At 61.7% G+C, this 24991-nt stretch carries 20 protein-coding genes; 9 read left to right on the forward strand and 11 right to left on the reverse strand.

What is annotated here, in order from left to right; all coding sequences use genetic code 11:
- Window positions 1-30 precede the first annotated feature (30 nt).
- Together RA164_RS10760 and RA164_RS10765 are read right to left on the reverse strand one after the other, a co-directional pair.
- Window positions 31-1890, reverse strand: coding sequence for a peptide-N4-asparagine amidase (locus RA164_RS10760; protein WP_329740849.1), 1860 nt, complete (start codon window positions 1888-1890; stop codon window positions 31-33).
- 241 nt (window positions 1891-2131) lie between these two features.
- On the reverse strand, window positions 2132-2746 hold the full coding sequence (locus RA164_RS10765) for a hypothetical protein (RefSeq protein WP_329740850.1): 615 nt from the start codon (window positions 2744-2746) through the stop codon (window positions 2132-2134).
- A 351-nt stretch (window positions 2747-3097) separates the two neighbouring features.
- Between RA164_RS10765 and RA164_RS10770 the strand changes: the two genes are divergently transcribed.
- From RA164_RS10770 to RA164_RS10780, 3 genes are all read left to right on the forward strand, one after another.
- Window positions 3098-5041 carry a CocE/NonD family hydrolase gene (locus RA164_RS10770; protein ID WP_329740851.1) on the forward strand — a complete coding sequence of 648 codons (1944 nt, stop codon included), beginning with the start codon at window positions 3098-3100 and terminating at the stop codon, window positions 5039-5041.
- A 167-nt stretch (window positions 5042-5208) separates the two neighbouring features.
- Window positions 5209-5823 (forward strand): dihydrofolate reductase family protein, encoded by a 615-nt coding sequence (locus RA164_RS10775; RefSeq protein WP_329740852.1) that lies wholly within the window; start codon window positions 5209-5211, stop codon window positions 5821-5823.
- A gap of 90 nt (window positions 5824-5913) precedes the next feature.
- The gene (locus RA164_RS10780) at window positions 5914-7014 is read left to right on the forward strand and encodes a glycosyltransferase family protein (RefSeq protein WP_329740853.1); all 1101 of its coding nucleotides are present in this window, start codon (window positions 5914-5916) and stop codon (window positions 7012-7014) included.
- A 38-nt stretch (window positions 7015-7052) separates the two neighbouring features.
- Here RA164_RS10780 and RA164_RS10785 read toward each other — a convergent pair whose 3' ends face one another.
- Window positions 7053-7460 (reverse strand): hypothetical protein, encoded by a 408-nt coding sequence (locus RA164_RS10785; protein WP_329740854.1) that lies wholly within the window; start codon window positions 7458-7460, stop codon window positions 7053-7055.
- Entirely contained in the window at window positions 7430-7738 is a 309-nt protein-coding gene (locus tag RA164_RS16620; RefSeq protein WP_412731021.1) for a PadR family transcriptional regulator, read from the reverse strand. The genes RA164_RS10785 and RA164_RS16620 overlap by 31 nt, the downstream gene beginning before the upstream one ends.
- Window positions 7739-7877: 139 nt before the next feature.
- Between RA164_RS16620 and RA164_RS10790 the strand changes: the two genes are divergently transcribed.
- Window positions 7878-8633 (forward strand): M90 family metallopeptidase, encoded by a 756-nt coding sequence (locus RA164_RS10790; RefSeq protein WP_329740855.1) that lies wholly within the window; start codon window positions 7878-7880, stop codon window positions 8631-8633.
- A 74-nt stretch (window positions 8634-8707) separates the two neighbouring features.
- Here RA164_RS10790 and RA164_RS10795 read toward each other — a convergent pair whose 3' ends face one another.
- Window positions 8708-9265 carry a DUF3228 family protein gene (locus RA164_RS10795; protein ID WP_329740856.1) on the reverse strand — a complete coding sequence of 186 codons (558 nt, stop codon included), beginning with the start codon at window positions 9263-9265 and terminating at the stop codon, window positions 8708-8710.
- A gap of 270 nt (window positions 9266-9535) precedes the next feature.
- Here RA164_RS10795 and RA164_RS10800 point away from each other — a divergent pair, with 270 nt between their 5' ends.
- Window positions 9536-10288, forward strand: a complete 753-nt coding sequence (locus RA164_RS10800; RefSeq protein WP_329740857.1) for a hypothetical protein — start codon at window positions 9536-9538, stop codon at window positions 10286-10288.
- Window positions 10289-10395: 107 nt separating this feature from the next.
- Here RA164_RS10800 and RA164_RS10805 read toward each other — a convergent pair whose 3' ends face one another.
- Entirely contained in the window at window positions 10396-10995 is a 600-nt protein-coding gene (locus tag RA164_RS10805) for a PH domain-containing protein (protein ID WP_329740858.1), read from the reverse strand.
- Window positions 10996-11043: 48 nt separating this feature from the next.
- On the opposite strand from RA164_RS10805, the gene RA164_RS10810 reads away from it, so the two are divergent.
- Complete coding sequence (locus RA164_RS10810; RefSeq protein ID WP_329740859.1) at window positions 11044-12255, forward strand: glycoside hydrolase family 27 protein; 1212 nt, start codon at window positions 11044-11046, stop codon at window positions 12253-12255.
- Here RA164_RS10810 and RA164_RS10815 read toward each other — a convergent pair.
- The 3 genes from RA164_RS10815 to RA164_RS10825 form a co-directional block, all read right to left on the reverse strand.
- The gene (locus RA164_RS10815) at window positions 12252-13637 is read right to left on the reverse strand and encodes a peptidoglycan-binding domain-containing protein (RefSeq protein ID WP_329740860.1); all 1386 of its coding nucleotides are present in this window, start codon (window positions 13635-13637) and stop codon (window positions 12252-12254) included. The two genes, RA164_RS10810 and RA164_RS10815, sit on opposite strands and share 4 nt — an antisense overlap.
- A 249-nt stretch (window positions 13638-13886) precedes the next feature.
- A complete protein-coding gene (locus RA164_RS10820) occupies window positions 13887-14588 on the reverse strand; it encodes a lysozyme inhibitor LprI family protein (protein ID WP_329740861.1) in 702 nt (233 codons plus the stop codon).
- 304 nt (window positions 14589-14892) lie between these two features.
- Window positions 14893-17319 carry a GH92 family glycosyl hydrolase gene (locus RA164_RS10825; RefSeq protein ID WP_329740862.1) on the reverse strand — a complete coding sequence of 809 codons (2427 nt, stop codon included), beginning with the start codon at window positions 17317-17319 and terminating at the stop codon, window positions 14893-14895.
- Window positions 17320-17827: 508 nt separating this feature from the next.
- Here RA164_RS10825 and RA164_RS10830 point away from each other — a divergent pair.
- The 3 genes from RA164_RS10830 (at window position 17828) to RA164_RS10840 (ending at window position 20878) form a co-directional block, all read left to right on the forward strand.
- Entirely contained in the window at window positions 17828-18550 is a 723-nt protein-coding gene (locus RA164_RS10830; protein WP_329740863.1) for a PEP-CTERM sorting domain-containing protein, read from the forward strand.
- A gap of 242 nt (window positions 18551-18792) precedes the next feature.
- Window positions 18793-19728, forward strand: coding sequence for an NF038122 family metalloprotease (locus tag RA164_RS10835; protein ID WP_329740864.1), 936 nt, complete (start codon window positions 18793-18795; stop codon window positions 19726-19728).
- 364 nt (window positions 19729-20092) lie between these two features.
- Window positions 20093-20878: a PEP-CTERM sorting domain-containing protein gene (locus RA164_RS10840; protein WP_329740865.1), complete on the forward strand. Its 786-nt coding sequence runs from the start codon at window positions 20093-20095 to the stop codon at window positions 20876-20878.
- 164 nt (window positions 20879-21042) lie between these two features.
- On the opposite strand, the gene RA164_RS10845 is transcribed toward RA164_RS10840, so the two are convergent.
- Both RA164_RS10845 and drt5 read right to left on the reverse strand, forming a co-directional pair.
- Window positions 21043-22968, reverse strand: a complete 1926-nt coding sequence (locus tag RA164_RS10845; RefSeq protein WP_329740866.1) for a M61 family metallopeptidase — start codon at window positions 22966-22968, stop codon at window positions 21043-21045.
- A gap of 410 nt (window positions 22969-23378) precedes the next feature.
- Window positions 23379-24926 carry an antiviral reverse transcriptase Drt5 gene (gene drt5 / locus RA164_RS10850; RefSeq protein WP_329740867.1) on the reverse strand — a complete coding sequence of 516 codons (1548 nt, stop codon included), beginning with the start codon at window positions 24924-24926 and terminating at the stop codon, window positions 23379-23381.
- Window positions 24927-24991: the final 65 nt, after the last annotated feature.

Here is a 24991-nt window from a genome sequence, read left to right on the forward strand (position 1 = left end):
GCACAACCCCTGGGCAAGTGCCAGCCACGCCTAGTCCGACCATGCCGTATGCAGCGGCACCAGCCATGGATGATCCGGGCGCGAACGGCTGTCCAGATGATTGACGTCGCCGGGGCAACCGGTGCCTTGCGCGACCCGGGTCAGGCGCTCGTCGCGCGAACGCAGCGCCGTGCTATAGCAGCTACCCAGCGAATCGCGGAAGGTCGCGCGCTCGCTGCCCGCCTCGTCATGCGCGAAGCGGCTGCGGTCGAGCGGATCGGGAATGGTGTTGCCGTCGGCGTGGTCGCGGGTGGCTAGGTTTTCGTCCAGCACGGCGTGATAGACCGCGCCGTGCGCGTCGGTCCGCCGCGTCTCGATACGATGCCCCTGCTTCATCGCCACATTGGCGGTGAAATCCTGCCCCTTGGTCCGCATGGTCTTGCGCACGGAGAGGTACAGCGGGTCGCGCTGGCTCAGCGTATAGCCGTCCAGATGATGACCATCGAGCGTGCGCTCCACCGCCAGCGAAGTCGTGCCGACCTGATCGATGGTCTCGTCGTAGCGCCTGGCGCCGGGGCGCGCGAAAGTCTGGTGATTATGGAATCCGCCGTGGTAGCGCACGGTGGTGACGATCGTGCCGCGCGGCGTGTGCAGGTGCCCGGCGATCACGTACGACTGCACCTGGTCGGTGTCGATCGTGCCGATGATGCGCCCCCTGGGGTCCTTGTGCAGGGTGTCGCGCACGACCAGTCCGGCCGGCTGCCGCACCACCAGCGTGTCCCGGATCAACCCGCCATGCAGCTCGGTGGCATGTGGGTCCTGGTAGACCAGCAGGTTCGCCGCCACATTGAAAAAGTGGTCGGCGCCCGGCACGCGTACCGCGACGGTGTGCGGCTGGCCGTCGTCGAGCAGGCCGGCGAACGGCGTCAGGTCCACCCGCGCCGGAATGAAATTGACCGTCTGGATACCCGGTGTGGGCAGCCACAGGTGCGGCGCCACGCCACCGGTGTAGATCCACGGATAGACCGGCGCCAGCCCGGCCGGCTTGCCGTCCACCAGCACCTCGACACCACGGAAACTGCCGCCGTCGCAGGCCTCGAACGACTCCAGCGAATAGTCACGCGTCCGTTCCAGGTAGGCCTTGTCGACGCATGTGTACCAGCGCTCGTCATGCGCCTGGCTCTGGGCGATCACGTCCAGATAGGCCCGTTCCACATTGCGGGGGAACGTGATTTTCCGCGACAGGCTCGCGCTACCGTTTTCCAGCGGCGTCTGCTCGCCGCGCGGATCGCTTCCGAGCGGATACACCTTGTCGGCCGCCGACGCCGCCTTCTGCCCGTTGCCCGCCGGATAGAAGAGCAGCCGGACATCCGCGTAGATCGGCTGATTGGTGGTGGGGCTGACCCAGTTGTTGAGAATCATCTGCCCCGCTTCCGCCTGACGGAACAGGGCGGTGTAGTCGGTAAGGTCGCGCGCCGCATGCCAGTGCTGCGCCACGTCCGGTTCCGGCTCGATGGTGGTACCGAAGTAGAGGTTCACGCCGCCCAGCCAGATCGCCACCGTGCGGTCGAACTGGCGCCCCGCCGGCACGGAAAAGTCGGCTTCCAGCACCACCTTGCTCCAGCTGTCGCCGCAGCCCTTCGGCGGCGTGTAGTCGAAACGGTGCGGATGCGCCGCCATCGACGAAGCGTCGCCATGGTCGTCGAACGACTCGTGCGCGAACAGCGTCACCACGCAGGGCTTCGTCGCCAGTCGCGACACCGGCGGCTCGGCCGAAGCCACCACCCGCGAACCGATCTCGAATCCCGCCCCGGACGCCACCTGCGTCCCCATCGCCGGCCCCATGCCGGCGGCAAGCAGCGCCACCGCACCCGGCAGCCAGCGCCACCCCATCATCGTTTTCGCTGTCACGACCGTCACCGCTCCCGTTTCCGGCTATTCACGACGTATCGTGCCGGTCCGACGACGAACTGCCAAGCAGCTAACGGCCCGGCCTAACGAACACATGGGAAGTCATGCAGCCATCACGACCATAAAGACAGACCTCGACCAGCAGAGCGCCCCTGCGATTGGCGATGCCAATTTGGATCTCAAACACCCGGCTTTGCCAGCATGGCAAGCGATATGAGGCGCGTTCGAGTGGAACGCGCGCTCAGAGATCATGGCTTGGCAACCAAGGATTAATGTCGCGCTTTCGCCCCTTACGTATCTGCTCAGCAGCCTGAGGAAAGACATAGGCTGTTGGAACGCGCGCTCTATTGCTCAATGACTCAACCAAAGGGATTTTCTCGGCAGACCTGTCGAGAAAGCGAATCAGCGCTCGCCACCATTTCTTGGCCTCGGGATGTGCTGACTTACCTATGGATTTGTAGTGATCGATAGCCCAAGAAAACTCAGAGCGGGCAAGGTTACCGGATGCCTCGCATCCATCTTCCGCAAACGTGAAGTGATATGGCCCGGGAAGGTTCGCTCCAAACCAGGGACAGGTAGCCCCTTCGTAATCCAAGGACTGCGTCCATCCCCAAAAGGCGTCGTCGACAACCTGATCTGGGACATCTTGGTGACCAGAAGGAATATTGAGCGAACCGCTTTGGATATGCCAGATTGCATATCTCTGTTGCTCAAGCGTCTCAAGGCACCGCACTGCCCTCCACTTGTAAACTTTCCCGCGCTCGTCCGATTTCACGATCCAGGCCACGTCCGCAGAGTCATTGATCCACGTTCGAATTGCCTCGGCATCACGCCTTGTTGCATAAATAATGGGCATTGTCTCGCCTAAACATAATCACCCCTTCCAGAGATGCTAAAGAATGTATGTACGCCTATTCCGGTCCACGTGAAAGGCATGCCTCGGATCATTTTTATCCGTCGCTACAAAGCCTCGACTAATCATACCGGCTGGCAGCCTGATCAATACTGACCTTCGGCGTAGCGCAATCAGTCCGGTGTCGGTATCTCGTGACACAACGACACCAATACCACGTGCAGCCAGTGCTGGGCTGGCTCGGCGTCGACTCCGGGCACGCTAGCCACACCGATCATGTCGTCATGGATTGCCAAACCCCTACCGACATTCGCATAGTGGCGGGTGCAACCACCCCATGAGGATGTCCCCCACATGAAGAAGACCGCCCTGGCATCGGCGCTGATCGCGCTTGCCTGCACCTTGTCGGCCGCCACGTTCAGTGCGTCCGCGACGGACCAGCATGCGCTGAAGGTCACCCCCGACATGATCCAGACCGGATCGGACATTCCGACTCACTGGAGGCAGCCGGAAGGCAATTTCGACTACATCAAGCGCGAGGTGATGATCCCGATGCGCGATGGCGTGAAGCTGCATACGGTGATCCTGATTCCGAAGGGCGCGCACGACCTGCCGATGCTGCTGGAGCGCACCCCGTACAACGCCGAGGGCTTCGTGCCGAACGACAGTCCGCACATGGCCGACGCCGTGTGGTCGGGCGACAAGGACTGGGCCGACGGCAGTTATATCCTGGTCTGGCAGGACATCCGCGGCAAGTACGGCTCGCAGGGCAAGTACATCATGACGCGCCCGCCGATGGGCCCGCTCAACCCCACCAAGACCGACGACACCACCGACGCCTGGGACACCATCGCGTGGCTGGTGAAGCACGTCAAACAGTCGAACGGCAAGGTCGGCATGATCGGCTCGTCCTACGACGGCTGGACGGTGGCCATGGCGCTGCTGCACCCGAACCCCGCACTGAAGGTCGCGGCGCCGGAGAGCCCGATGATCGACGGCTGGATGGGCGACGACTGGTACCACTACGGTGCGCTGCGTCAGATCAACCTGGACTACTTCACCGAGCAGATGACCGCCCAGGGCTCGGGCGAAAGCGTGCCGCGCGAAAACCACGACGACTACACCAACTTCCTCGAAGCCGGCTCGGCCGGCGCCTATGCCGACGCGCACGGCTTCAAGCAGCTGCCCTGGTGGAACCGCTTCTCCGCACACCCGGCCTATGACGCTTTCTGGCAGCTGCAGGCGCTGGACAAGCTGCTCGCCAAGCACCCGTCCAACGTGCCCACCATGTGGCTGCAGGGCCTGTGGGACCAGGAGGACATCTACGGCGCCGTGCATGCCTGGGAAGCCCTGGTGAAGGCCGGCCATCGCGCCAACAACCACCTGGTGATCGGTCCGTGGTGGCATAGTCAGATCAACCGCAGCGGCCGCCACCTCGGTCCGCTGAAGTGGCCGGGCAACACCACCGCCGAATTCCGCCGCCAGGTGATGATCCCCTGGTTCAACCACTACCTGCGCGGCACCCCGCTGGCCAAGCCGCTGCCGGACGCGATGATCTACAACCCGGTGGCGAAGCGCTGGGACGACTTCGCCGACTGGAAGGTGGCCAGCGCGCAGAAGCTCACGCCGCTGTACCTGCAGGCGCACATGGGCCTTGGCTTCGAACAGCCCGCCGGCGGCGGTGACAGCTATGTCTCCGATCCGGCCAAGCCGGTGCCCTACCTGCCGCGCCCGATCCCGGCCAATGACGAGGCCCGCTGGCGCACCTGGCTGGTCCACGACCAACGCTTCGTGGCGGACCGTCCCGACGTGCTCTCGTACACCACGCCGGTGCTGACCAGGACCGTGACCGTGCAGGGTGCGCCGATCGCCGACATCTTCGCCAAGACCACCGGCACCGACGGCGATTTCGTGGTCAAGCTGATCGACGTCTACCCGGGCAGCGACCCCACCGATCCGGCCATGGGCGGCTACGAGCTGCCGGTATCGCTCGACATTTTCCGCGGGCGCTACCGCAAGAGCTTCGCCGACCCGTCGCCGATCCCGGCCAATGTGGTGCAGGAATACAAGTTCCGCCTGCCGACGATCAACTACGAGTTCAAGCCAGGCCACCGCATCATGGTGCAGATCCAGTCCAGCCTGTTCCCGCTGTACGACCGCAACCCGCAGACCTACGTGCCCAACATCCTGTTCGCCAAGCCCTCGGACTACAAGAAGGCCACGATCACGATCGAGCACGGCCCGGACGGACGCAGCGCGGTGCTGCTGCCGGTCGTTGCGGGTGCCGGCAGTCACTGAGCCGGGCACCAGGCAACGCAGTTGCAGAAAGGCCCGCTCCACGCTTCGTCGTGGAGCGGGCCTTTTCATATCAGCCAGCGGAAGCGAATGTATGGCGGGGCGTGTCGAGGCAGCAGGCGGCCGTTCGTCACATCCAGAATCGACATCGTTCCGACAGGAGTAGAGGCATGCGCAAGCTCATCGTTCCCGCGTTCATCAGCCTCGATGGCGTCATGCAGGCACCCGGTGGTCCGCAGGAAGACACCAGCAACGGCTTCGTCCGTGGCGGCTGGATCTGGCCCTATGCCGACAGTTCCATCAAGCCGATGGACGGGCTGTTCGAACAGCCGATCGACCTGCTGCTGGGACGACGCACCTACGACATCTTCGCCAGCTACTGGCCGCAGGTGCCCGCCGATGCACCGCACCGAGGCATCGCCGACCGCTTCAACCAGGCCGCCAAGCATGTCGCCACCCATCATGCCGACACGCTCGACTGGCAGAACAGCTACAGCCTGGGACTGGACATCCTCGCCACGGTCCGCGCCCTCAAACTTGCCGACGGTCCCGACCTGGTCACCCAGGGCAGCAGCGAACTGGTCCACCAGTTGCTGGCCAGCGACCTGGTGGACGAGCTGCGCCTGCTGGTCTACCCGCTGCTGCTCGGCGCCGGCAAGCGGCTGTTCGACGACCGTGCGCAGGCGGCGGCCTTCCGCCTCGCATCGAGCAAGACCACGCCCGGCGGCGTGCAGGTCAACCGTTACCTGCACGAAGGCCCGGTACGCACCGGCTCGTTCGGCTGAAAACGGCCAGGCCCAGCCCGACCCACCATCACGATTGCAACCGGACACGCTGTAACCAAACCTGACATCTTCCGTGGCTAGACTGGGTCCATGCGAATCCTGTACGGCGTTCAGACGACGGGACGGGGACACCTGGTGCGTGCCCGGGCGCTCATCGCGGCGCTGAAGGCACGCGGCCACGAGGTGCACACCCTGTTCAGCGGACCACCGGTCGAAACCGTGTGGCTGGATGCCGTTTTCGAACCGTGGACCGTGCGCGAAGGGCTGACCCACATCTCGATCGACGGGCGCGTCAGCTATCTGGCCACCGCTCGCCGCCTGCGCCTGCTGCAGCTGGTGCGGGACGTGCAACGCTTCGATGCTGGCGGCTTCGATCTGGTGATCTCGGACTACGAACCGATCAGCGCCCGCATTGCCCGGCGCGTGGGACTGCCCAGCATCGGCGTCGGCCACTTGTATGCCTACGCGCACCGCGTGCCGATGGCCGGCCACAACCTGCTCAATCATGCGGTGATGCGCCGCTTCGCCCCGGTGGACATGCCGCTCGGCCTGCACTGGCATCACTTCGGCCAGCCGATCCTGCCGCCGATGATCCTGCCCGACGTGCCCGCGCCCGCCGACGTCACCGAAGACGGTCCGGTGCTGGTCTACCTGGGTTTCGAATCGCTCGACGCCGTGACCGCGCTGCTCGGCGGGCTGCGCGACACGCGGTTCCGCATCTACACACGCGTCGATGCGCCCCGGCAACTCGGCAACCTGGAACTGATGCCGATCGATCGCACCCGCTTCCTGGCGGACCTGGTGCGCGCACGCGGGGTGATCTGCAATACCGGATTCTCGCTGGTCAGCGAGGCGCTGCACCTGGGCAAGCGTATCCTGACCAAGCCGGTCCGCCATCAGACCGAACAGGAGTCCAATGCCGAGTCGCTGGAACAGCTCGGCCTGGCCACGGTCTGCCGCACGCTCGATGCACGCACCATCACAACATGGCTGGACAGCCCGGTTCCCGTGCCGATGCACTACCCCGACGTGATGCATGCCGTGCTCGCCTGGATCGACGAGCGGCAAGACCGCCCGTTGCAGGCGCTGGCCGACATGCTGTGGTCGCAGGTCGGCGGCATTCGCCCGGACCTGCTCCGGCCATCCGCCCTCTCCGCCAGCCCCTTGGCCTGTGCGCAGACAGGGCCATGACGCTTGTGCAGCGACGCAGTGCTTGATCAGGACGTGCCTTAGCGTGTGCTGCCTTCGTGGGCTGCCGCCGGCGACCCGGCTCCATGAAAGACAACCATCAGGATGCGTTCGCGCTGATAGGGTTTCTGCAATGCATAGATGCCGAACACGGCAATCAGCGAGGCCGCACCCAGACCGAGCAGCGTGCCGAGAGCTCTGCGTTTCATGAAGGTTCTCCCCAGTTCGTAGGACGTGCGTTCCCGAATCGCGGACCACGTGCAACCCAGCGCCCAATGCAACGCGGCCTGACGTGATCCGATGTAAGCCATCTCGTTGAGCATCGCCTCGGCCCACTCCTCGCGATGCGGCGGCAATAGCCAGGCGGCGAAGCGGACTGCCTTTGCCATTGCCGCGAATGTCCGCAGGCGCGCGACCATCAGGTCTGCTCCGGCGACAACGGTCGCCATGGCGCGCTCAAATCCGACGCATGCTGCACGGCGTAAGCCGCCCCCTCCGCAGTCAACCGATACAGTTTTCTCGGCGGACGCCCCTGATGTGGTGATGGCTGCCATTTCGATTCGAGCATGCCCCGATCACTCAGACGCATGAGGATGGGATACAGCGTGCCGGACGGGAGCCCAGTCCGCTCGGACAGGTCATATCCATGCAGCCATTGCCGCCGCTGTGACAGCAGCGCCGACAGCAGCATGCGGGTCTGTGTCGAAGGGGTGCGAACGGGAGACATGACATAACTCTATATATATAGATTATTGCTGGCAATAGCTGCCTGTCAGGCCCTGACCGACGCCTGGACCAGCGCCGCAAGCTTGAGAACGCACACTTCGCCCCGATGCTCAGGACTCCGGGACTTCCAGCATGTGTCCATGTTCGAAAAGTTCAGACGCTGGCGTGTACGCCACATCATTGCCCGACACCCCATCGCCGAGCCGGTCTGGCAGGCCGCGTTGCAGCGCTGTGCGCCGGCACGCCGCCTGGGCGCATCCGACCAGGCCACGCTGCGCGTGCTGGCCACGTTGTTCCTCGAAAGCAAATCGCTGGAGCCGGTACGGGGTTTGCAGCTGGACGAGGCGGACCGCGTGCTGCTCGCCACGCATGCCTGCATACCGATCCTGAAGCTGGGGCTGGACTGGTACGACGGCTGGCACAGCGTCATCGTCTATCCCGATGCCTTCATCCCTAACCGAACCTACGTCGACGCCGCGGGCGTGGTGCACCAGAACCACGCCGTGCTGGCCGGCGAGGCGTGGGGGCGTGGTCCGGTGATCCTGTCGTGGGCCGACGTACTGAAAGCCGGCACCAGACCCGGACACAACGTGGTCATCCACGAGATGGCGCACAAGCTGGACATGCTCAACGGCGACGCCAACGGCTTTCCGCCACTGCACCGACGGATGGACCGCCGGGTCTGGTCGAAAACACTGTCCGGCGCATGGGACCATCTGCGCGAGCAGCGCCGTCACGACCTGCCGTTGCCGATCGACCCGTATGCGCTGGAAAACCCTGCCGAATTCTTCGCGGTGGTCAGCGAGCAGTTCTTCGAGGCGCCGGCAACGCTGCTAGAGCATCTGCCGCAGGTCTATCGCCAGCTCGAGCAGTTCTACCGCCAGCACCCGTACTGATCGCGGCCGGTACCCGGTGATCGGCATGCGCGGCAAGGCGAAGCCTGCCGATCCGTACGGCATTGGCGGCCGGTTCACCCGCGCCAGTTGGCGTGGGTACGCCAGAACTCCACGCTGCGCGCATAGGCCTCGCGGTCCAGCGGCACGCCGGAGCCACCTTCGTCCACGCCCAGCGCATTGCGCATCATGGTGATCGGCGCCATCGGTGTCTCGGCGGGCTCGGCGGTATACATGCAGCCCACCACGCCCCAGTCGGCATCGATCGGCGAGCCTTCCCTGGCCAGCTGCTCGCGGCTGTACAGGATCGGTATCAGGTAATCCGCCACCGGCGGATCCAGCCCCTCGAACCAGCGCACCAGCACCGGCAGCTCGCCCCGCGTGCGCGCTTCGTAGTCCGAACGCAGCAAGTGCCGGTTGCCGTCGGTGATCGGCACCGTCAGGCAGCGGGTGGATGTCCAGTTGCGATGCACATGCAGCTTGCAGAATGGCGCATAGCCATCGAGCACCTGCAGCGGTGTCTGCTCATTGAGCCGGCGTTCGAATTCGGCAGGCGTGCAGTCCTGGATGGTGTTGCGCCGGGGCTCACGGGGAAACAGGCGGGGACGGGCGAATTCGGTCAGGACAATCGACATGCGGTACGGACCATGGCGTGAAAGCCATGCATTATGCCGCGCCAGGGCTGCCTGCCACGCCACGCCGTCGGGTATGCTCGACCCGTGCGGCGCGGGGGCGCCGATTGCAAAGGAAGCAGCACAATGACGACACGATCCAATGGACCCTTGGCCGCCTTCGGCTGGCTCGGGGAGAGCATCAGCAGAGCCCTGCGCCATCCGAAGCCTCTGATCGGCGGAGCCGCCATCCTCACTCTGATATGTTTTCTACCGGCCTTGATCACTGTTCCCATGCAGTTCCTTGCGCGCCGCGCAGGCGTACCGGAAAACCCGACCCAATTCATGGCCATCATGCTCGGCTCGGCTTTGATCGGCCTGCTGGTCGTACCGCTCTACATGGGCTACCTGCAGGTGATCGGCGCCACCGAGCAGGGACTGCCCGCCCGCGCACGCGACATCTTCAAGCCCTACCGGCATGGCGAAGCCTGGCAGCAGATCGGCTACGGCGCACTGATGCTGCTGATCTACTACGGACTCTTCGCCATCCCCTTCGTGTTCCGCGGGCACGAGATCATCAGCTGGTGGACACAGCTGCAGATCGCACAGATTCAGCACCAGCCGCCACCGAGCCCACCCGCGGGCTTCGGCACCATGATTGCGCTGTATTTCGTGATCGGCTTTTTCGTGTTCGGCGTCTATGCGATCAGCCTTGGCCAGGTGGCACTGCGCCGCCGCAACGTGTTCGGTGCCATCGGCGATGGCGTGGTCGGCGCACTGAAGAACCTGCTGCCCCTGATCGCGCTCGTGGTCGGCGGCATCCTGGCGATGATCGTCGCCGTGATCATCATCGCGATCCTGGCCATCGTCATCATCATGCTGGGCAAACTGGCCGGCATGTGGCTGACCTTCCTGTTGATGATTCCGCTCTACATCGCCCTGATACTGGCCATGCAGGTCATGTTGTTCGGCGTGATGTACGGCATGTGGCGCAGTGTCTGCGGCGACGACACCAGCCCCGACGCGAGCCTGGCGATACCGGCCTGAGCCCTGTCGCTCGTCTAGCACGAAGGCGGCCCAGCTAGCCGCCTTCGTGCGTCATGGACCCGGGTATCGCCTGCCGATTTACCTGTACGCCCTGAGCCAACAGGACTTCAGACGCCGCGGCCAGCCGCAGTGAGTGCCCACGCCTGCGGCGATACCCTGCTTTTCAACAACGCCAGGAAGCGCTCGCGGTCGGCCGGAGACACATCGCAAACGCGTTCCCACGGCACCGCTGCATCGCGCCATTCGATCCTGACGCGCCGCCGGTCCAGCGCCGAACTCGCCTGCACACTGTCCACGATGCGCACGCTCGTGATGTCGGCATAGGGAATCGTGACCCGGAAGAACACCGCGAACCGCACGTAGAGATCATGCTCGCGCAGCGCATACCACGTGCCCAGCACCAGACCCGACAAGGCCAGCAGAACCACAACCGCCACGGCAACCAGCGCCAGTGGCACAGCACGCCAGCCCATGCCGAAGGCAGCGACGACGGCCAGCATCGGAATGATGCCCAGCGCGACGTAAAAGCCGCCGACCCTGGGCCTGAAGCGCCACGCTGTCATGTTCGACATCGCCCATCTCCTAATCAGGCGGCACTGTACACCCGGCAAGCGGGCCTGACCGTAGCGACCTGTCCGCCACTCCCGGAAAGACGTCCGCATGATCCGCGCAGGCTTGCCGACCTTTGACAGATGGGCAAGGCGCATCAATCATCGGCTTCCGTCGCCACGAATACCATGCCGGGAGCCACACCGATGACGCCTTGCCGCACGTTGCGCTCGATCGCCGCATTCGCCCTGCTCGCACTGCTGGCCGGCACGCCCGCGCACGCACTCGACAACGGCCTCGCACGCACACCGCCGATGGGCTGGAACAGCTGGAACGCGTTCCACTGCAACGTCAGCGCCAAACTGGTCGAGGCGACGGCCGATGCCATGGTGGCCTCCGGCATGAAGGCTGCGGGCTACACCTACGTCAACATCGATGACTGCTGGCTGCTGAAGCAACGCGGCCCGCACGGCGAGCTGGTGCCGGACCCGGCGAAGTTTCCGCAAGGCATCAAAGCCGTGGCCGACTACGTGCACAGCAAGGGCCTGAAGCTCGGCATCTACGAATCGGCCGGCGCCACCACCTGCGCCGGCTACCCGGGCAGTCTCGGCCATGAGAAGCAGGATGCCCGGCAGTTTGCCAGCTGGGGCGTGGACTACCTCAAGTACGACAACTGCGGCGACCGGGATGGCGAGACCTATGAGCAGCGCTATACCGCCATGCGCGATGCGCTGCTGGCGACCGGGCGACCGATCGTCTACAGCCTGTGCGAATGGGGCAGAAAGTCGCCGTGGCGCTGGGCGCCATCGGTCGGCAACCTCTGGCGCACCACCCAGGACATCACCCCACGCTGGCATACCGACCAGCCGGACAACCAATACCCGCAGGGCATCCTGGACATCCTCGACCAGCAGGCCGCGCTGTCGCATGCGTCGCACCCTGGCGCATGGAACGACCCGGACATGCTCGAAGTCGGCAACGGCTACCTCAGCGACAACGAGAACCGTGCGCACTTCAGCCTGTGGGCGCTGCTCAATGCCCCGCTGATCGCAGGCAACGATCTGCGTCACATGTCCGATGCCGTGCGCAGCATACTCACCAACCGCGAAGTGATCGCGGTGGATCAGGACTGGGGCGGTCGCCAGGGCTACCGTGTCCATCGCAACGGCAACGCCGATGTCTGGGCCAAGCCCATGTCCGATGGCTCGGTCGCGGTGATCCTGCTCAACCGCGGACGCGGCCCGCTGCACATCGCCACTACTGCCGCTGCCATCGGCCTGAAGCACGCCGCCAGCTACACCGTGCGCAACTTGTGGCAACACCGCAGCCACATGAGTCGAGGTGTCATCGCAGCCGACGTGCCCACCCATGCGGTGGCAATGTTCCGTGTCTGGCCGGGCAAGCACACGGTACTTTAGGCAGCAGAGGCGGGCCCGCCTCCTCCGCTGCTCGGTGGTATATCCTGTGATGACGGCAGCCGCGACTGGGTCTGTGCGACCGGTTCGCGGGCATTCGCCCTGATCTGCGCTTGCAACTGATCGTGCTGCCGAATCTGCTCGATGGACTGCGAGGCCTGTGGCGAGGGCATCTTCACATCCACACTCACGCCCCGGAACGGCTGCCCTTCCTGGCGCCCGCCGAAACTGACTACGCCAAGCTGTTGATCGAAAACGACGTCTTTCAGATTGTGATCGGTGATGCCATGGACGTGGCAGGCTGCCGTGAACTGCAGCAGGCGATTGTCGGACGCCTCTGGAAAGCGATATTTCAGATCGCTGAAGAGAACATGGTTCGGATTGAACAGGTTTCGCGGGTCGTCCATGTCGGGCATACGCGCAGGCTCTGCAGACACAGCCGGCAACAAGCTTGCGGTACCGCGCCTGAGCATGCTCATTTCTGAATCGATGGCACGCCATGTGGCGGGCCCGACCTGACCGTCGATCGTCAGTCCACGAGTACGCTGGAAACCCTCTACCGCGCTTCTTGTGGCCACACCGAATTTGCCATCGGCCAACAACAAGTGCCCCGTGTCGTCAGTACACCCCAACTCAGAAAGCACCGCTTGTAGGTCTCGCACCGCGGCACCATGGTCACCGTAGCGGAGCACATCGCCAGCCCTGCCAGACGAGTGATCTGCCACCCGGACCTTCGGACCAAGACCCAGCTCGGCCATCGCCATGTTGAAGCGGGCTTCCCGACTCCTGATTGCACGTTTGTTGGAAGGATTACGACCGTATGGTGTCGCGTCGATGAAGTGTTGCAAATCTTCACGCGTTGGCGGATCACCCACCTTTACCCCACGCTCGACCTTTCCCACCAAAAAATCGACGAGCACGTCATCGTGACGACTCGAAAACTGATTTGCGTAATCAGCGATGCCCAGCTTCAACTTCATATCCGCATCAATTGAATCACCTGTATGCGAATTTCGCTTACGCACTTCATCAACGATAGCATTAACACGCTGAATCGCAATATCCAGTTGATGATTAGTAAAAGCGTCGATCTTCGAGGGTGGGATTGACTGCAATTTGGCATCAAGCAAAAGCCGGTCTTTTCTTGAAAGCCCTCTATACAATTTCAACTTCGATATATCAGAATCATCAAATCCGTGGCCCAACAAAAATGCTTGTGCATCAGGATTCGCTCCAACATCGAACTGCATCTGGCCAAATGATGAAGAGCTACTTCCGAGACCTGCACAGGAGAAATGTCGTGACTTTGAGACTTTACCACCGAGACCGGTAGCGACAAGAACAGCACGGAGCTGTTCACGTTTAATATCGTTACTGCCAGACATGGGAGCCACCATCCGCTCAAGTGCAAAGACTATCCGCGACCACCACAGTCATAGACAAAATCAACAAGATCCTTACGCATCAACTCATGCCCACTTATCGCCCTAACCTGAAAAGAACCCCACATCTCATCACTACATATCTCAACACTCTTCCGTCGTTGTCCATTTTGCAATGTGCATAAGCCACCAACGACCCGCTCTCCACGCCCAGGACCGATGTGCGACCCATCCCATACACCAATCAGCTTTTTACATTGAACAATCTTTCCGGCAACGGTATTTTTCCAAGAGATTATTGAATAGATCAACGTATTCATTGGCATTACGATAAAATCGAACAACAACGCCGCACCCTTTAGATGGACCCTTATAATTCGTTGGCCTCATGCAATCAGACACATGGTTTTCGTTGCCACTTGAATTACTCGCCAGCACAGCAACACGATCGACATAGACCTGACGCAGACAGGCAGTATCCTGACAAACTCCTCGCGCATACCTTATCCAGTTGCGCTGTTGCTTGATCAGCGCGACCTTGCCGCTGGCATCTCTTGCCGACAACGCAGTCGCGTACGCCTGCTGCAGCTTGGTATCGAGCACAGAAAGCCGAGCATCGGCGCAGATCATCTTCTCGACATGTGTGCTCGCCTTCATGCAATCGAAGCCAACCGCATGCACACCAAGCGAAGCGCCCAGCAAGACCCATGCGAGAACAGGTTTCATTACGTCATTGTGATTCGACTTCATCGCTTCGCTCTGGATAGACCCGAGAAGGATTCTGCTTCGACATGCCAGCAGCCGGCCGTCACCCCTATCCGTACAGCCACCTTGCGGAGGCGGCTCTTTCGACGTATCGCCGGCGTCAAGTGTCGCGATACGGGCCAACATCCGGTATCGGAGCAAACCGAATCCGTAGATCATCCAAACCATGCCTTCGTTGTCAGACTTCAACGAAATCGTCCGACAGGGCTCCCTTCAGAATGCAGGAAACGCATTGGCAGCGCAGGCAAGCACCGGCGTTGTTCCGATGCTACGCACAGGAAACCGAGAAGCGCTTCTGCCGTTCCACTCGATAGGCACGATCAACCCCGCCAACCACAGTGCTGCGGCATCAGCCAACGGATGGTTGAGAAGTCGACAATTGATTACACACGCCAAAAGCTCACTACCCGTAACCACAGGCATCGCCACGCCGATACAAACCCGGTAACCAAAAGCCCGGGGACAGGCTGCAATCACCTGTCCCCGGCGACACTCAGGCATGCGGTGGCGGGTAGGACGGCGGCGCGTCCTTCAGATTGCTGCCCCACGCCTTGTCCGGCGTGGCCTGCAGGGTGAAGCGCAGGTGTCCGCCGTGTACCGCGAACTTGGCCGGCAGCCACGGCTGGTCGACCGCCTTGCCGTCGAGCTGCAGTGCATGCACGTACGGAGTTCCGGCCGAGGCACCCGGCGCCTCGATCACCACATCGCCGCCGGGCCGGCGGATCTCGGCCTGCGAGAACAACGGGCTGCCGACGACCAGGTCGGCACTGCCGGGAATTTCCGGATAAAACCCCAGCGCCGACCACACGTACCAGGACGACATCTCGCCCAAATCGTCGTTGCCGGGAATCCCATCGGGTGCGTCTTTCCACAGTGCGTTCACCACTGCGCGCACGGTGGCCTGGGTCTTGTAGGGCTGACCGGCGAAGTCGTACAGCCATGGCGTTTCCACCGAAGGCTCGTTGTTCAGTTCCGCATGCAGTGGGCCGGCATTGGTAAACGCCCAGCGCCCGTCGGCATGATGGAAGAAGCGGTCCAGCCGCGCCACCGCCGTGCCATAACCGCCCATCGCGTCGAACAGGCCGTGCAGGTCGAACGGCACCATCCAGACGTAGACCGCTGCACTGGCTTCGACGAAGCCGTCGTCGCTGGACGGCTTGAACGCCGGCCAGCTGCCGTCGGCGTTGCGGTTCTGGATATAGCCACCGTCGGCTGTGGCCTTCGGGTTGTACAGGTTGCGCCAGTAACCGGCCCGCGCAAGGAAGCGGCGCTGGTTGGCGGCATTGCCGACATCGGCGGACAGCTCGGACAGAGCGAAGTCGGCGGTGGCATCTTCCAGCGTTTCGGCCGCACCGCCCCAGGCATGTGATTGGGTGGCGATGTAGTGCAGCTTCAGCCACTGGTCCAGCGACGGGCGTTCGCCCACACATTCCACGTTGCAGCCAGCGTTGGACTCGTCGTTTGCCGTCGGCACGGTCGCCGCGCGGACCAGCGAGGCGTAGGCGCCGCGCAGGTCGAAGTGGTGACCGCCGAACGCATAGATGTCCGCCAGCGCCGGCACGGCGGGGTCGCCGCTCATCACATGGGTGCCACCGCTGTTGTGCGTCCAGCGGTCCCACTCTCCATGGTTCTGTCGTGCCTGGTTGTACAGCGACTGGGCGATGTCGCTGCCGACCTTGGGCATCAGCCAGGTCACCAACTGCAACTGCGAGCGGTAGACATCCCAGCCGGAAAAGTTGGCGTACTGCGCATGCTGGCCGCCATGCACGCGATGGACCTTCTGGTCGAAGCCGCGGTACTCGCCGTCGACGTCGCTGAACACATTCGGATGCAGCAGGCTGTGGTACAGCGCGGTGTAGAACACCGTGCGCTGGCCGGGCGTACCGCCCTGGATGCGGATGCGGCCAAGCGCCCGGTTCCACGCCTGGTGCGCTTTCGCCCGCACCTGCGCCAACGTGGTGCCGGCCGGAATCTCCGCGTCCAGATTGGCGCGCGCGTTGGCAAGACTAACGTAGGAAATACCCACGTGCATCTGCACCGGCCCCTTGCGCGGGTCGAACGACACCCATACGCCGGAGCCCTTGCCTACGGTCGGGAAACCCTTGGCGTCGTACCCGGTGCCGCCGTGCGCGACGCGCGAGCCCTTATGCACCATCGCGTCCTGCCAGGCTCCGGTGGCGATGAACGGCCGATCGAAACGGGCCACGAAGTACAGCGTGTAATAGCTGTGCTGATCGGCCTTGGACAGGTAACCGCAGAAGTTGCCGCTGGTCACCGAGCCGCTGACGGTCCGCTGCGCGCGGTCGATGCGGGCCGATGCCGCGCTGCTGCCGACTTCGGAATCCGACGCCCGGAAAAGCAGGTTCGCCGGCTTGCCTGCGGGAAACTCGAAGCGTGCCATGCCGCTGCGCATCGCCGCCGCCAGTTCCACCTGCACGCCATTGGCCAGCGCGACCCGATAGTCGCCCGGCACCGCACGTTCGTCGGCATGGCTGAAGTTGGCGGCGTAGCGCGTGTCGCCGTCGTCGGTCGAAGGCGACGCGGTCACCGGCAAGGTCACCGGCATCACCGGGATATCGCCACTCGCGCCGGCACAGCCCGCGCCGGAAAGATGGGTGAGGCTGAAGCCGCGAATACGCGTGGTGTCGTACTGGTAGCCGCTGGGCGACGCGGTGCGCGTGTGATGGCCGCGCGTGTTCTCCGGACTCCACTGCAGCATGCCGAACGGCATCACCGCGCCGGGATAGGTGTTGCCGCCATTGCTGCTGCCGATCAGTGGGTTCACCGCGTCCGCCGGGGCCGATGCGTTCGTCGCAGCCGCGGCACACGCCACCACCCCGAATAGTGCACTACCCCATGCCAGACGCCGTAGCCAGCTACTCATCGGACCCGCCTGCGTCCAGGCCTTCGCTTTCGACATGATGCCCCCTTCCGGATTCGACCAACTAAATTTATATCGATCTAAATTACGCCAAAAAATGATTCCCGTCGAGGCGCCAAGGCTCCCCCATCAACAGCGCGTCACTACCCGCGATAGTGACGCGACGGGCACCGACCGGATCCCCGCGCCGGAACCCCGTCCTTCGACAGACATCATTGAACCTGTCGGACTTCTTTACAGAACAGCAGATCGCGCCAAGACGCTCGCACGCCAATTGCTTGATATTCAAAGGCACTCAGGGCTAGCACGCTTCTTGCTTCGTATTACATGCATTGCGCTGGGATGGCAGGTTTGTCCGTCAGATTCACAGGAGGCATGGCAGAGGATCCTGAATCCATCCGCCAGATACCGCCAGAAAGTCGCAGTGGTTTGAGGTCAGAGATTTGCAGTGACCACGGGGGGACGCCAGGACGGCATGTGTATCGCTTCAAGCCGGGTCGGCAATTCTTTAAACGAAGATCGATGAACCTACGGAATGAGCATTGCCATGAAGACATACACCAAATCACTGCTTGCGATGTTGGCCGTACTCCTCGGGAGTATCTGTTTCGTGGGGACGGCCTCGGCGACGGTCCTGGAGATGAACACGCTGTATGCGGGTGAGTATCCGGCGGCCCCGATCAGCGGTCCGGGCACGCCCTGGCTGACCGCTACGTTGAGCTACGGCGGGCCAAGCGCCACCCAAGGCCTCTACGACTACACGCTGACCATGCAGTCGTATCTCAGCAACAACGAGTTCATCGGCGGCGCCAACAAGAATATCGGCTGGGCCTTCAGCCTGGCGAACATCCCCTACAGCATGGCCTTTGCTTCCGGTACGGCGGCCAATTCGACCCGGACCAGCGGCATCCTGACCGGTTCGGTTCCGGGCACCTACAACCTGGCTTTCTATTGGAAAGCCAACACCTTCACGACCGATTCGTATGCCGTCTACGCGATTGAAACCAGCACTGCGCCTACCAGCTCATTCTTCAAGATGACGGGTCTCGACGGGCTCTACTCGGCGGCGCACATCCAGGGCATCACGGGCACCAACCAGACCTGCAGCGTGTGGATCGTCAACGGCGGCACGTCGGGCTTCACACCCAGCCTGACCTCATGCGGGGCAACGAACGTGTCGGTTCCCGAGCCCTCCGAGCTGCCGCTCTACGCACTGGGTCTGGTACTTGTCCTCACCGGATGGTACGCAGCCAGAAGGCGTAGGCAGTAATCTGATCCAATCTTCGATACATGACGCCCCGTGCAACCGCCGGGGCGTCATTGTTTGTGCGCCCGTTCCAGCATGGAGGCGGATACGGCGTCATGTGTCGGAAACCTTTACGGCTAAGACAAATCCCAAAAGATCGCTCTTCCGAAATGCCAAAGCCTTTCAGACACTTAACATGATGGCGCATATATTGCTTATTTTTTAGTCGGTTACAGCCTTCATCTGCCAATAGAGAGGAGACCGCGATGACATCGGTGGTTCGAAACTCTCGATTCGCAAGGTGGCTATCCGCCACGTTCATCGCCGCCGCCTTTCCCATGGCCGCCCATGCCGTGGTGATCAACTACACATTTGATTCCAGCTTCGCCGGATCCGGAGCCAACGGCGCGGCCATGGAAGCAGCCTTCGGCCAGGCCGCCGCCTTCATCGAGGCCAATTACAGCAATCCGTCGAGCATCAACCTGGTAGTCGGTTACGGCTCGATCGACGGATCAGCGATGGGTTCTAGCAGCCTGGGCGAGAGCCTCGCCTACCTGTACCAGAGTGGATACGCCAAAGTCCGGAATGCGCTGCAGACACTGGGCACGCCCGGTTCGGGCAGCTTGCCGCAGACCGGACCAAGTGACCTTTTTGCAACCACCGCCGAGGCGAAGGCGCTGGGCCTGATACCCAACAGCACGGCCACAGACGGCTATCTCGGTTTCTCCAGCACTTATGTCTTCGACTACACCCCGTCCAATGGCATCACCGTGGGCAGCTACGATTTTTTCGGCGTCGCATTGCATGAAATAACCGAAGCCATGGGACGGCTGTCATTGAAGGACAGCAACTTTCCATATCCGTCCGTCATGGACATGTACCGCTACAGCTCTGCCTCCGGCGACTACTTCTCGCTGAACGGCGGCGCGACCCCACTCGCCTACTTCAACGGCATCTCGGGCTACGACCTAGGTGACTGGGCCTCGTCGGTCGGCCCCAATGCCTTCGATGCCGTCAATTCTTCCGGCCACCTGCTGCCGTTCGATCCGGTAGACCGCCAGTTGGTCGGCGCCCTCGGCTATGTGAGCACGACACAGAGCGTTCCCGAACCCTCGGAACTTCCCCTCTTCGCTATCGGCCTGATCACACTGCTGGCCCTACTGCAGCGCGCCAGAGCAGAAAGAGGACGACGTCAGCTCTGACGCGGACGTGCCCACAAACCCGGCCAATGATCCGGCATCGATCAAGGTGCTGGGCCAAGTTTGTACTGCCCTCACCACAGAAGCGGCGGATATCGCCTGCGCACGATTGTCATGTCGACATTCTTTACAAAGCACACCAAAGAACTAGATGCATCACGCGATAAATAATTGATATGGAAGCAAACGATTAGCAGGCACGGAGCTTGCTGGAAGTCTCCTAAATTTTGGCTACAGCGGGAAAGCCAACGAACAACCCGGTTGCCCGCAGCACCACAGAACATCAGCGTGCCGCCAGAGCGGAACGCGCTTTTCGCAACGCACGGCCACAGCCCCACCCGTGGCTCGTCAACCCAGGGGAAACACCATGAAATTGAATTTGCCGCTATGGATTGCAGCGATGGGCCTGATGATCATTTCGTCAGGTGCCTCGGCGACGGTACTTCAAGATAACTACGTCGGCTCCAACAGCCACGGCTATGGCGACGTAATCGCCAACTCCGGCGTCACCATGTTCAACGTGGACAGTCTGGGTTCGACCCTCAACGGTACCCGGCTCACCGTCACCATCTACACGAACTTCGCCGGCAACGCAGGAGTGGATTCCCGCTACACCACCAACAACACCGGTATCGGATACGGCGACCTGTTCCTGTCAACAGGCTGGACGCCCAGTGGCTCCAATCCCTACACCACCGACAATGCCGCCAACGGCAACCACTGGACCTATGCGTTCTCGCTGGACAATCCGCTGAGCAACGCCGGCGGCAAAGGTACCGTCTACGCACTGGGCGCTGGCACGGCAAGCAACCACAACCCCGACGTGCTGCTGTCAGACCACTTCATCGATTGCGGCAGCCATTGCATCTATCGCAACGGCCAGGCGGTTGCCGTGAACAAGAGCCTGGCGACGGCAACGAATACCACCGGCACATGGACGGTGGGCAACGGCTTCCTGAGCTTCAGCTTCGATACCTTGGGCCTCAACCTGGATACCAACGATCTGGGTTTCCACTGGACGATGTATTGTGGCAACGACGTCATCGAAGGCCAGGACGCACCAACCCAGGTGCCGGAACCGTCGTCGGTCTACATCTTTCTTCTCGGCTTGGCACTGGTCGGTGTAGGCGTGATGCGCCGACGCCGGGTGTAACGGGATCACATCCATCCGTCGATCCGCCGTCGAAATACGGCAGTTCCATTAGTGACAATGGGTCCGTGCCGACGTCGGTGTCGGCACTGCTTGTGGCAACAGGCGGCCCAGTGTCGCGACCACCCCACCAAGCGCGCGATCAGCTCGGGACCAGGCCGACCACCTCAGTTCGCTTTGGCCCTCGCGATGTCATCGAGGTAGTCGGGCGTACCGTTGACCCGCTCCAGGTGCGGGTACTTCAGGCCACCGTGATAGTCGACCTTGTGTGTGCTGTACGTGCCGACATACTTCACCGCCAGCTCGATCGGCGACGTGCCGCTCTGCGCCTGCCGGATGGCCGCCTTCAGCGCATCGCCGGTGAACTCGTTGCCGTTGACCGAGACCACCTTCATGCCCGGCACCAGGCCAGCCTTGTAGGCCGGGCCATTCCACTGCACGTCGCTCACCGTGCCGTCGTCGGACATCGTCATGCCGATCGAATAAGCCAGGTCGAGGCGGTGCCTGGACCGCGACACGGCCTGGTCGTAGGCGGAGGGCGCATTCGTGTACACCACCTTCCAGCCACCGCGTGCGATGCCGTGTTCCGGCAACACCTTGCCCGTGTAGTCCAGGCGCTTGCGCAGGAAGCTCGCCCAGTCGAACGGCTGCACCTGGTTCAGCGCATCCACCAGGTCGTGGAACGTGTAGGTGCGGGTGACATAGCTGCCGTTGTCCATGCCGTAGAACAGCTTGGCGAAGTCGTCCAGCGACCGGCGATTGTGGCTGAGCTGGCGTATCTTCGTATCGACACCCAGCCACAGCAGCTCGCCCTCGGGGTAAAAGTCCGTGCTACGACGGTAATTGCTCCAGTAGCTGCCATTGAAATACAGCAACTGAGCACTGGTCGCGGTGTCCTGCAGCGAGCGCCACGCGCGTCCGGTTCGGTAGGCCTGCGCGGCGTCCACCGACGCCAGCGATTCACGGAACTCGGCAGGCGTAAGCAGGCCCGAGCGCGCCGCCAGCACGACGGACCAGTACTCGGTCAGGCCTTCGTAGGCCCACACCATGTCCGATGGCTGCGGCGTATTGAACGCAGGCGTCCACATGTCGGCGGGGCGGCGGAATTTGCCGTTCCAGGAATGCGTGAACTCGTGCGGGATCAACGTGGCCGACGCCATGAACGCATCCGGATTCGTCAGGAAATCCGCACCCGCCATTTCCATGCTCGACTGGTGATGCTCCAGCCCGGTACCCGCGACATGGTCGGACACCGTCAGCAGCAGGTCGTAGTGATGGAAATGGTGCGAATGGAACAGCGCGTACAGCTGCTTCACCATGCGGCGGTATGCAGCCACCTGCGTGTCGCTGATCTGCACCGACGCCGCACTGTCGCCGACGATGTTCAGATGCACCGGCGCCGCGTCGCCAGGTGACAGATCGACGCGCTTGAAGTACTTGCCCGCGATCAGCGGCGAGTCGATGAAGTTGTTGAAACTCATCCGCTTGAAATGGATCGTGTCGCCCGACCGGCTCGTCACGTCCATGGCCGTGGCGAACTTCCAGCCCGTCGGCAACACCACCGTGGGCCGGATCGGAATATCGCGCGCGTAGTAACCGCTGGGATAGAACACCACCTGGGTCGGGTCCAGGTCGGCCAGATAGGGCGTGGACCACACCTCGTAACCGTACCAGGCACCCGGCCCGGGCGACAGGTACTGGAAGGAAAGGTTGATGCGCTCGATACCCTGCGGCACCGTTACATGCAGCGTGTACATGTCCACCACATCGCGCCGCCAGGGCAGTTGCCTGCCGTCCGCCGTGATGGTCAGGCCCGCGATATTGGCGATGGTGGCATCCGGCGCATGGTCGGGCAACGGCCACTTCGGGTAGTACAGCGTCAACGGGCCCGGTTTCACCGGAATCGTCTCGTGCATGCGGTAAATGCGATGCGGCGCATCGCGCAGATCCATCGTGATCGCCAACACGCCGGGATACGGCGTGTCCTTCGGCGCGGCAGGCGCCGACGCCTGCGCGGCACACACCACGAACACCGCACACGCTGCGACCAGTGCAAGCGCGTGGATGCCAAAACGAACCGATAGCGATTTCACCTGAGCCCCCCCCCTGTAACAAGCGATAGCCGTCGCATACGCAGCATGCGAGGAACTGCGCAACGGCGGTGGACACAAGCCTCAAGTGTGTACGTCACCGCACGGATGGCGTCAACTTGCTTTGGAGGGGGCGAAGATCCTCAATCGTTTTACCGGTTCCGGCCGAGTCCGCATCCAGTCGATGTACATGCATTACGCGACCGAGAAGTGAGATGCGGTGCGGCGGGCGTGACATGCGTCCGCCGCTGTTGTTTCACTGCGATCAGCAGCCTGCTTGCTGCGTGATGTAAAGAACGAGGCCCGGTTCGCTCCCGCCATGAAATAAGTGAACCTGACTCAGCTATTTGTGGTCTGCCACTCGTGAAAAGTGCACTCTAACCCCTGTTTTCGCCCTCTATTTGCTCCCCCGACTACTCTGAGGAAGCCTTCACCGAAGTTGCTACGATGTGATTCAATGGCGACCCTTTGGCAAAATAGTCGAGCATGTAGTTGCGCTCGGCAAGCTTCAGCGTTCGCGTCCCCACAGCCGCCGCCCAAGCCGTCCAGTCCGAAGAGCCCGACTTGGGGATTTCACCTCGAATCTCCTTGAACCCGAAATCTTGAGTGGGTATCTCAAGAACTTTTGCACGAGCGATTCGCGCCTCCCCTGTCAAGTCATACAACTTGACCATCAAGTCGCCAAATTTGGCCGACTTAGCAAGTGACTCTTCGACGATATGAGCGAGCCAAAAAAGCTGGTACTCCAGTAGCGGCTCAGATTCCTCCAGAAACTTGAGAAGGACATCGGCCAACCCCTCCTTGTCATTGACATGGGAACAGACTGCATGAAGCTGCTTGTACAAGTTCGGAAACCTTGCGAACAGTACCGGCAAATACTCGAGCATTGAATCGCTGTGCATTCTTAAGATGTTTAGAATCACTTCCGCGTCTGATTCTTCCAAAGCATCGTCCTTCAGAAATGAAAGCAGCATTTCAACTTGTGCCACCGACAATTGATGCTCAACCTCAACCATCTCCGACGTCACTTCGACACCCGAGGCCGTCTCAATGAAGTCTTCAATCTCGACGACTTCCAGCAAACTCTTCTTAATCTCTGAGACCTTTGCGGCGACATCAGCCTGAAAGTCGTCAATTCCTGTCTTCGATGGATTCACGTTCAGAGCAAACTGACCGAGCAACTGCTGAATGGTAGTGAAATCCCGCAAAAGAACACCCATCGAGTCATCAAAGAGATAAAAATCATCCATAAAGCGAACTAACTGCGCGGACTTTAGCTGACCACTGAGGTCCACAAACTTCAGGAACTCGTTGCCGATCATCTTTGCGGGGAATATGCCTTGGGGAAGAAAATCCACACTCCGTCCAGCATTAATCTCGCGGGTAAACTGACCAAACGCCTCTCCATCTTCGGCCGACACACCATCTCGCGAGCTCACCCAGTGCGTAAGATCATGGTGATATATGGAGTTAAAGTATGCGGCAATATCGAATCGGATGTGGTGCTTGAACTTGCCCCGACACTCACCCAAGGCGGCCTTAAATTCTCTATATGAAGAGTTAACAGGCACTGGTAGCCCGTCTTCGTATCTATAGCCAAACGAAAGGCGCTTGCCGCTCACCGCCTTTCGAAAGACTGACCTATTTCGATAGACGAAGTCGTATAAGAAGTACTCCGCCACCGGGTCAAGCTTGACTGTCCTCCGAAGATGTCCTTTTGGCTTCGTAGCAAAGACGCGCTGCTGAGGAAGAAAGCAATACTCTTTGTCAGCCTTCGAAAGGACCTTTGAATAGATAAAGTCGCGCAGCCCAGCCTCGTTGAATTGAAGGACAATCGCGTTGGTCCGCAGGGGGAAGAGCGTCCCCGAGTAGTCCCAATGAATGAAATCCGCCACGCCCACGTGTGCCTTGGCCTTATTTTTCGGCAGAAGCTGCATCAAAGTCGCAATGATGTCATTCACGGAATCATTCCCGAGGCAGGTTCAAAAATGGATTTTGTTCAAAACGGAGCGGGGGCAGAGTGTAG

The sequence above is a fragment of the Dyella sp. A6 genome (genome assembly GCF_036320485.1).
GTDB classification, from domain to species: domain Bacteria; phylum Pseudomonadota; class Gammaproteobacteria; order Xanthomonadales; family Rhodanobacteraceae; genus Rhodanobacter_A; species Rhodanobacter_A aluminiiresistens.

Bases quoted from the DNA above. Each gene is read 5' to 3' on its own strand.
- RA164_RS10775 (WP_329740852.1), top strand. From the start codon at position 5,209: ATGCGCAAGCTCATCGTTCCCGCGTTCATCAGCCTCGATGGCGTCATG.
- RA164_RS10800 (WP_329740857.1), top strand. From the start codon at position 9,536: ATGCAGTTCCTTGCGCGCCGCGCAGGCGTACCGGAAAACCCGACCCAA.
- RA164_RS10785 (WP_329740854.1), bottom strand. From the start codon at position 7,460: ATGGCGACCGTTGTCGCCGGAGCAGACCTGATGGTCGCGCGCCTGCGG.
- RA164_RS10790 (WP_329740855.1), top strand. From the start codon at position 7,878: ATGTTCGAAAAGTTCAGACGCTGGCGTGTACGCCACATCATTGCCCGA.
- RA164_RS10805 (WP_329740858.1), bottom strand. From the start codon at position 10,995: ATGCGCCTTGCCCATCTGTCAAAGGTCGGCAAGCCTGCGCGGATCATG.
- RA164_RS10770 (WP_329740851.1), top strand. From the start codon at position 3,098: ATGAAGAAGACCGCCCTGGCATCGGCGCTGATCGCGCTTGCCTGCACC.
- RA164_RS10835 (WP_329740864.1), top strand. From the start codon at position 18,793: ATGACATCGGTGGTTCGAAACTCTCGATTCGCAAGGTGGCTATCCGCC.
- RA164_RS10765 (WP_329740850.1), bottom strand. From the start codon at position 2,746: ATGCCCATTATTTATGCAACAAGGCGTGATGCCGAGGCAATTCGAACG.
- RA164_RS10830 (WP_329740863.1), top strand. From the start codon at position 17,828: ATGAAGACATACACCAAATCACTGCTTGCGATGTTGGCCGTACTCCTC.
- RA164_RS10810 (WP_329740859.1), top strand. From the start codon at position 11,044: ATGACGCCTTGCCGCACGTTGCGCTCGATCGCCGCATTCGCCCTGCTC.
- RA164_RS10825 (WP_329740862.1), bottom strand. From the start codon at position 17,319: ATGTCGAAAGCGAAGGCCTGGACGCAGGCGGGTCCGATGAGTAGCTGG.
- RA164_RS16620 (WP_412731021.1), bottom strand. From the start codon at position 7,738: ATGTCTCCCGTTCGCACCCCTTCGACACAGACCCGCATGCTGCTGTCG.
- RA164_RS10840 (WP_329740865.1), top strand. From the start codon at position 20,093: ATGAAATTGAATTTGCCGCTATGGATTGCAGCGATGGGCCTGATGATC.
- RA164_RS10780 (WP_329740853.1), top strand. From the start codon at position 5,914: ATGCGAATCCTGTACGGCGTTCAGACGACGGGACGGGGACACCTGGTG.
- RA164_RS10795 (WP_329740856.1), bottom strand. From the start codon at position 9,265: ATGTCGATTGTCCTGACCGAATTCGCCCGTCCCCGCCTGTTTCCCCGT.
- RA164_RS10815 (WP_329740860.1), bottom strand. From the start codon at position 13,637: ATGTCTGGCAGTAACGATATTAAACGTGAACAGCTCCGTGCTGTTCTT.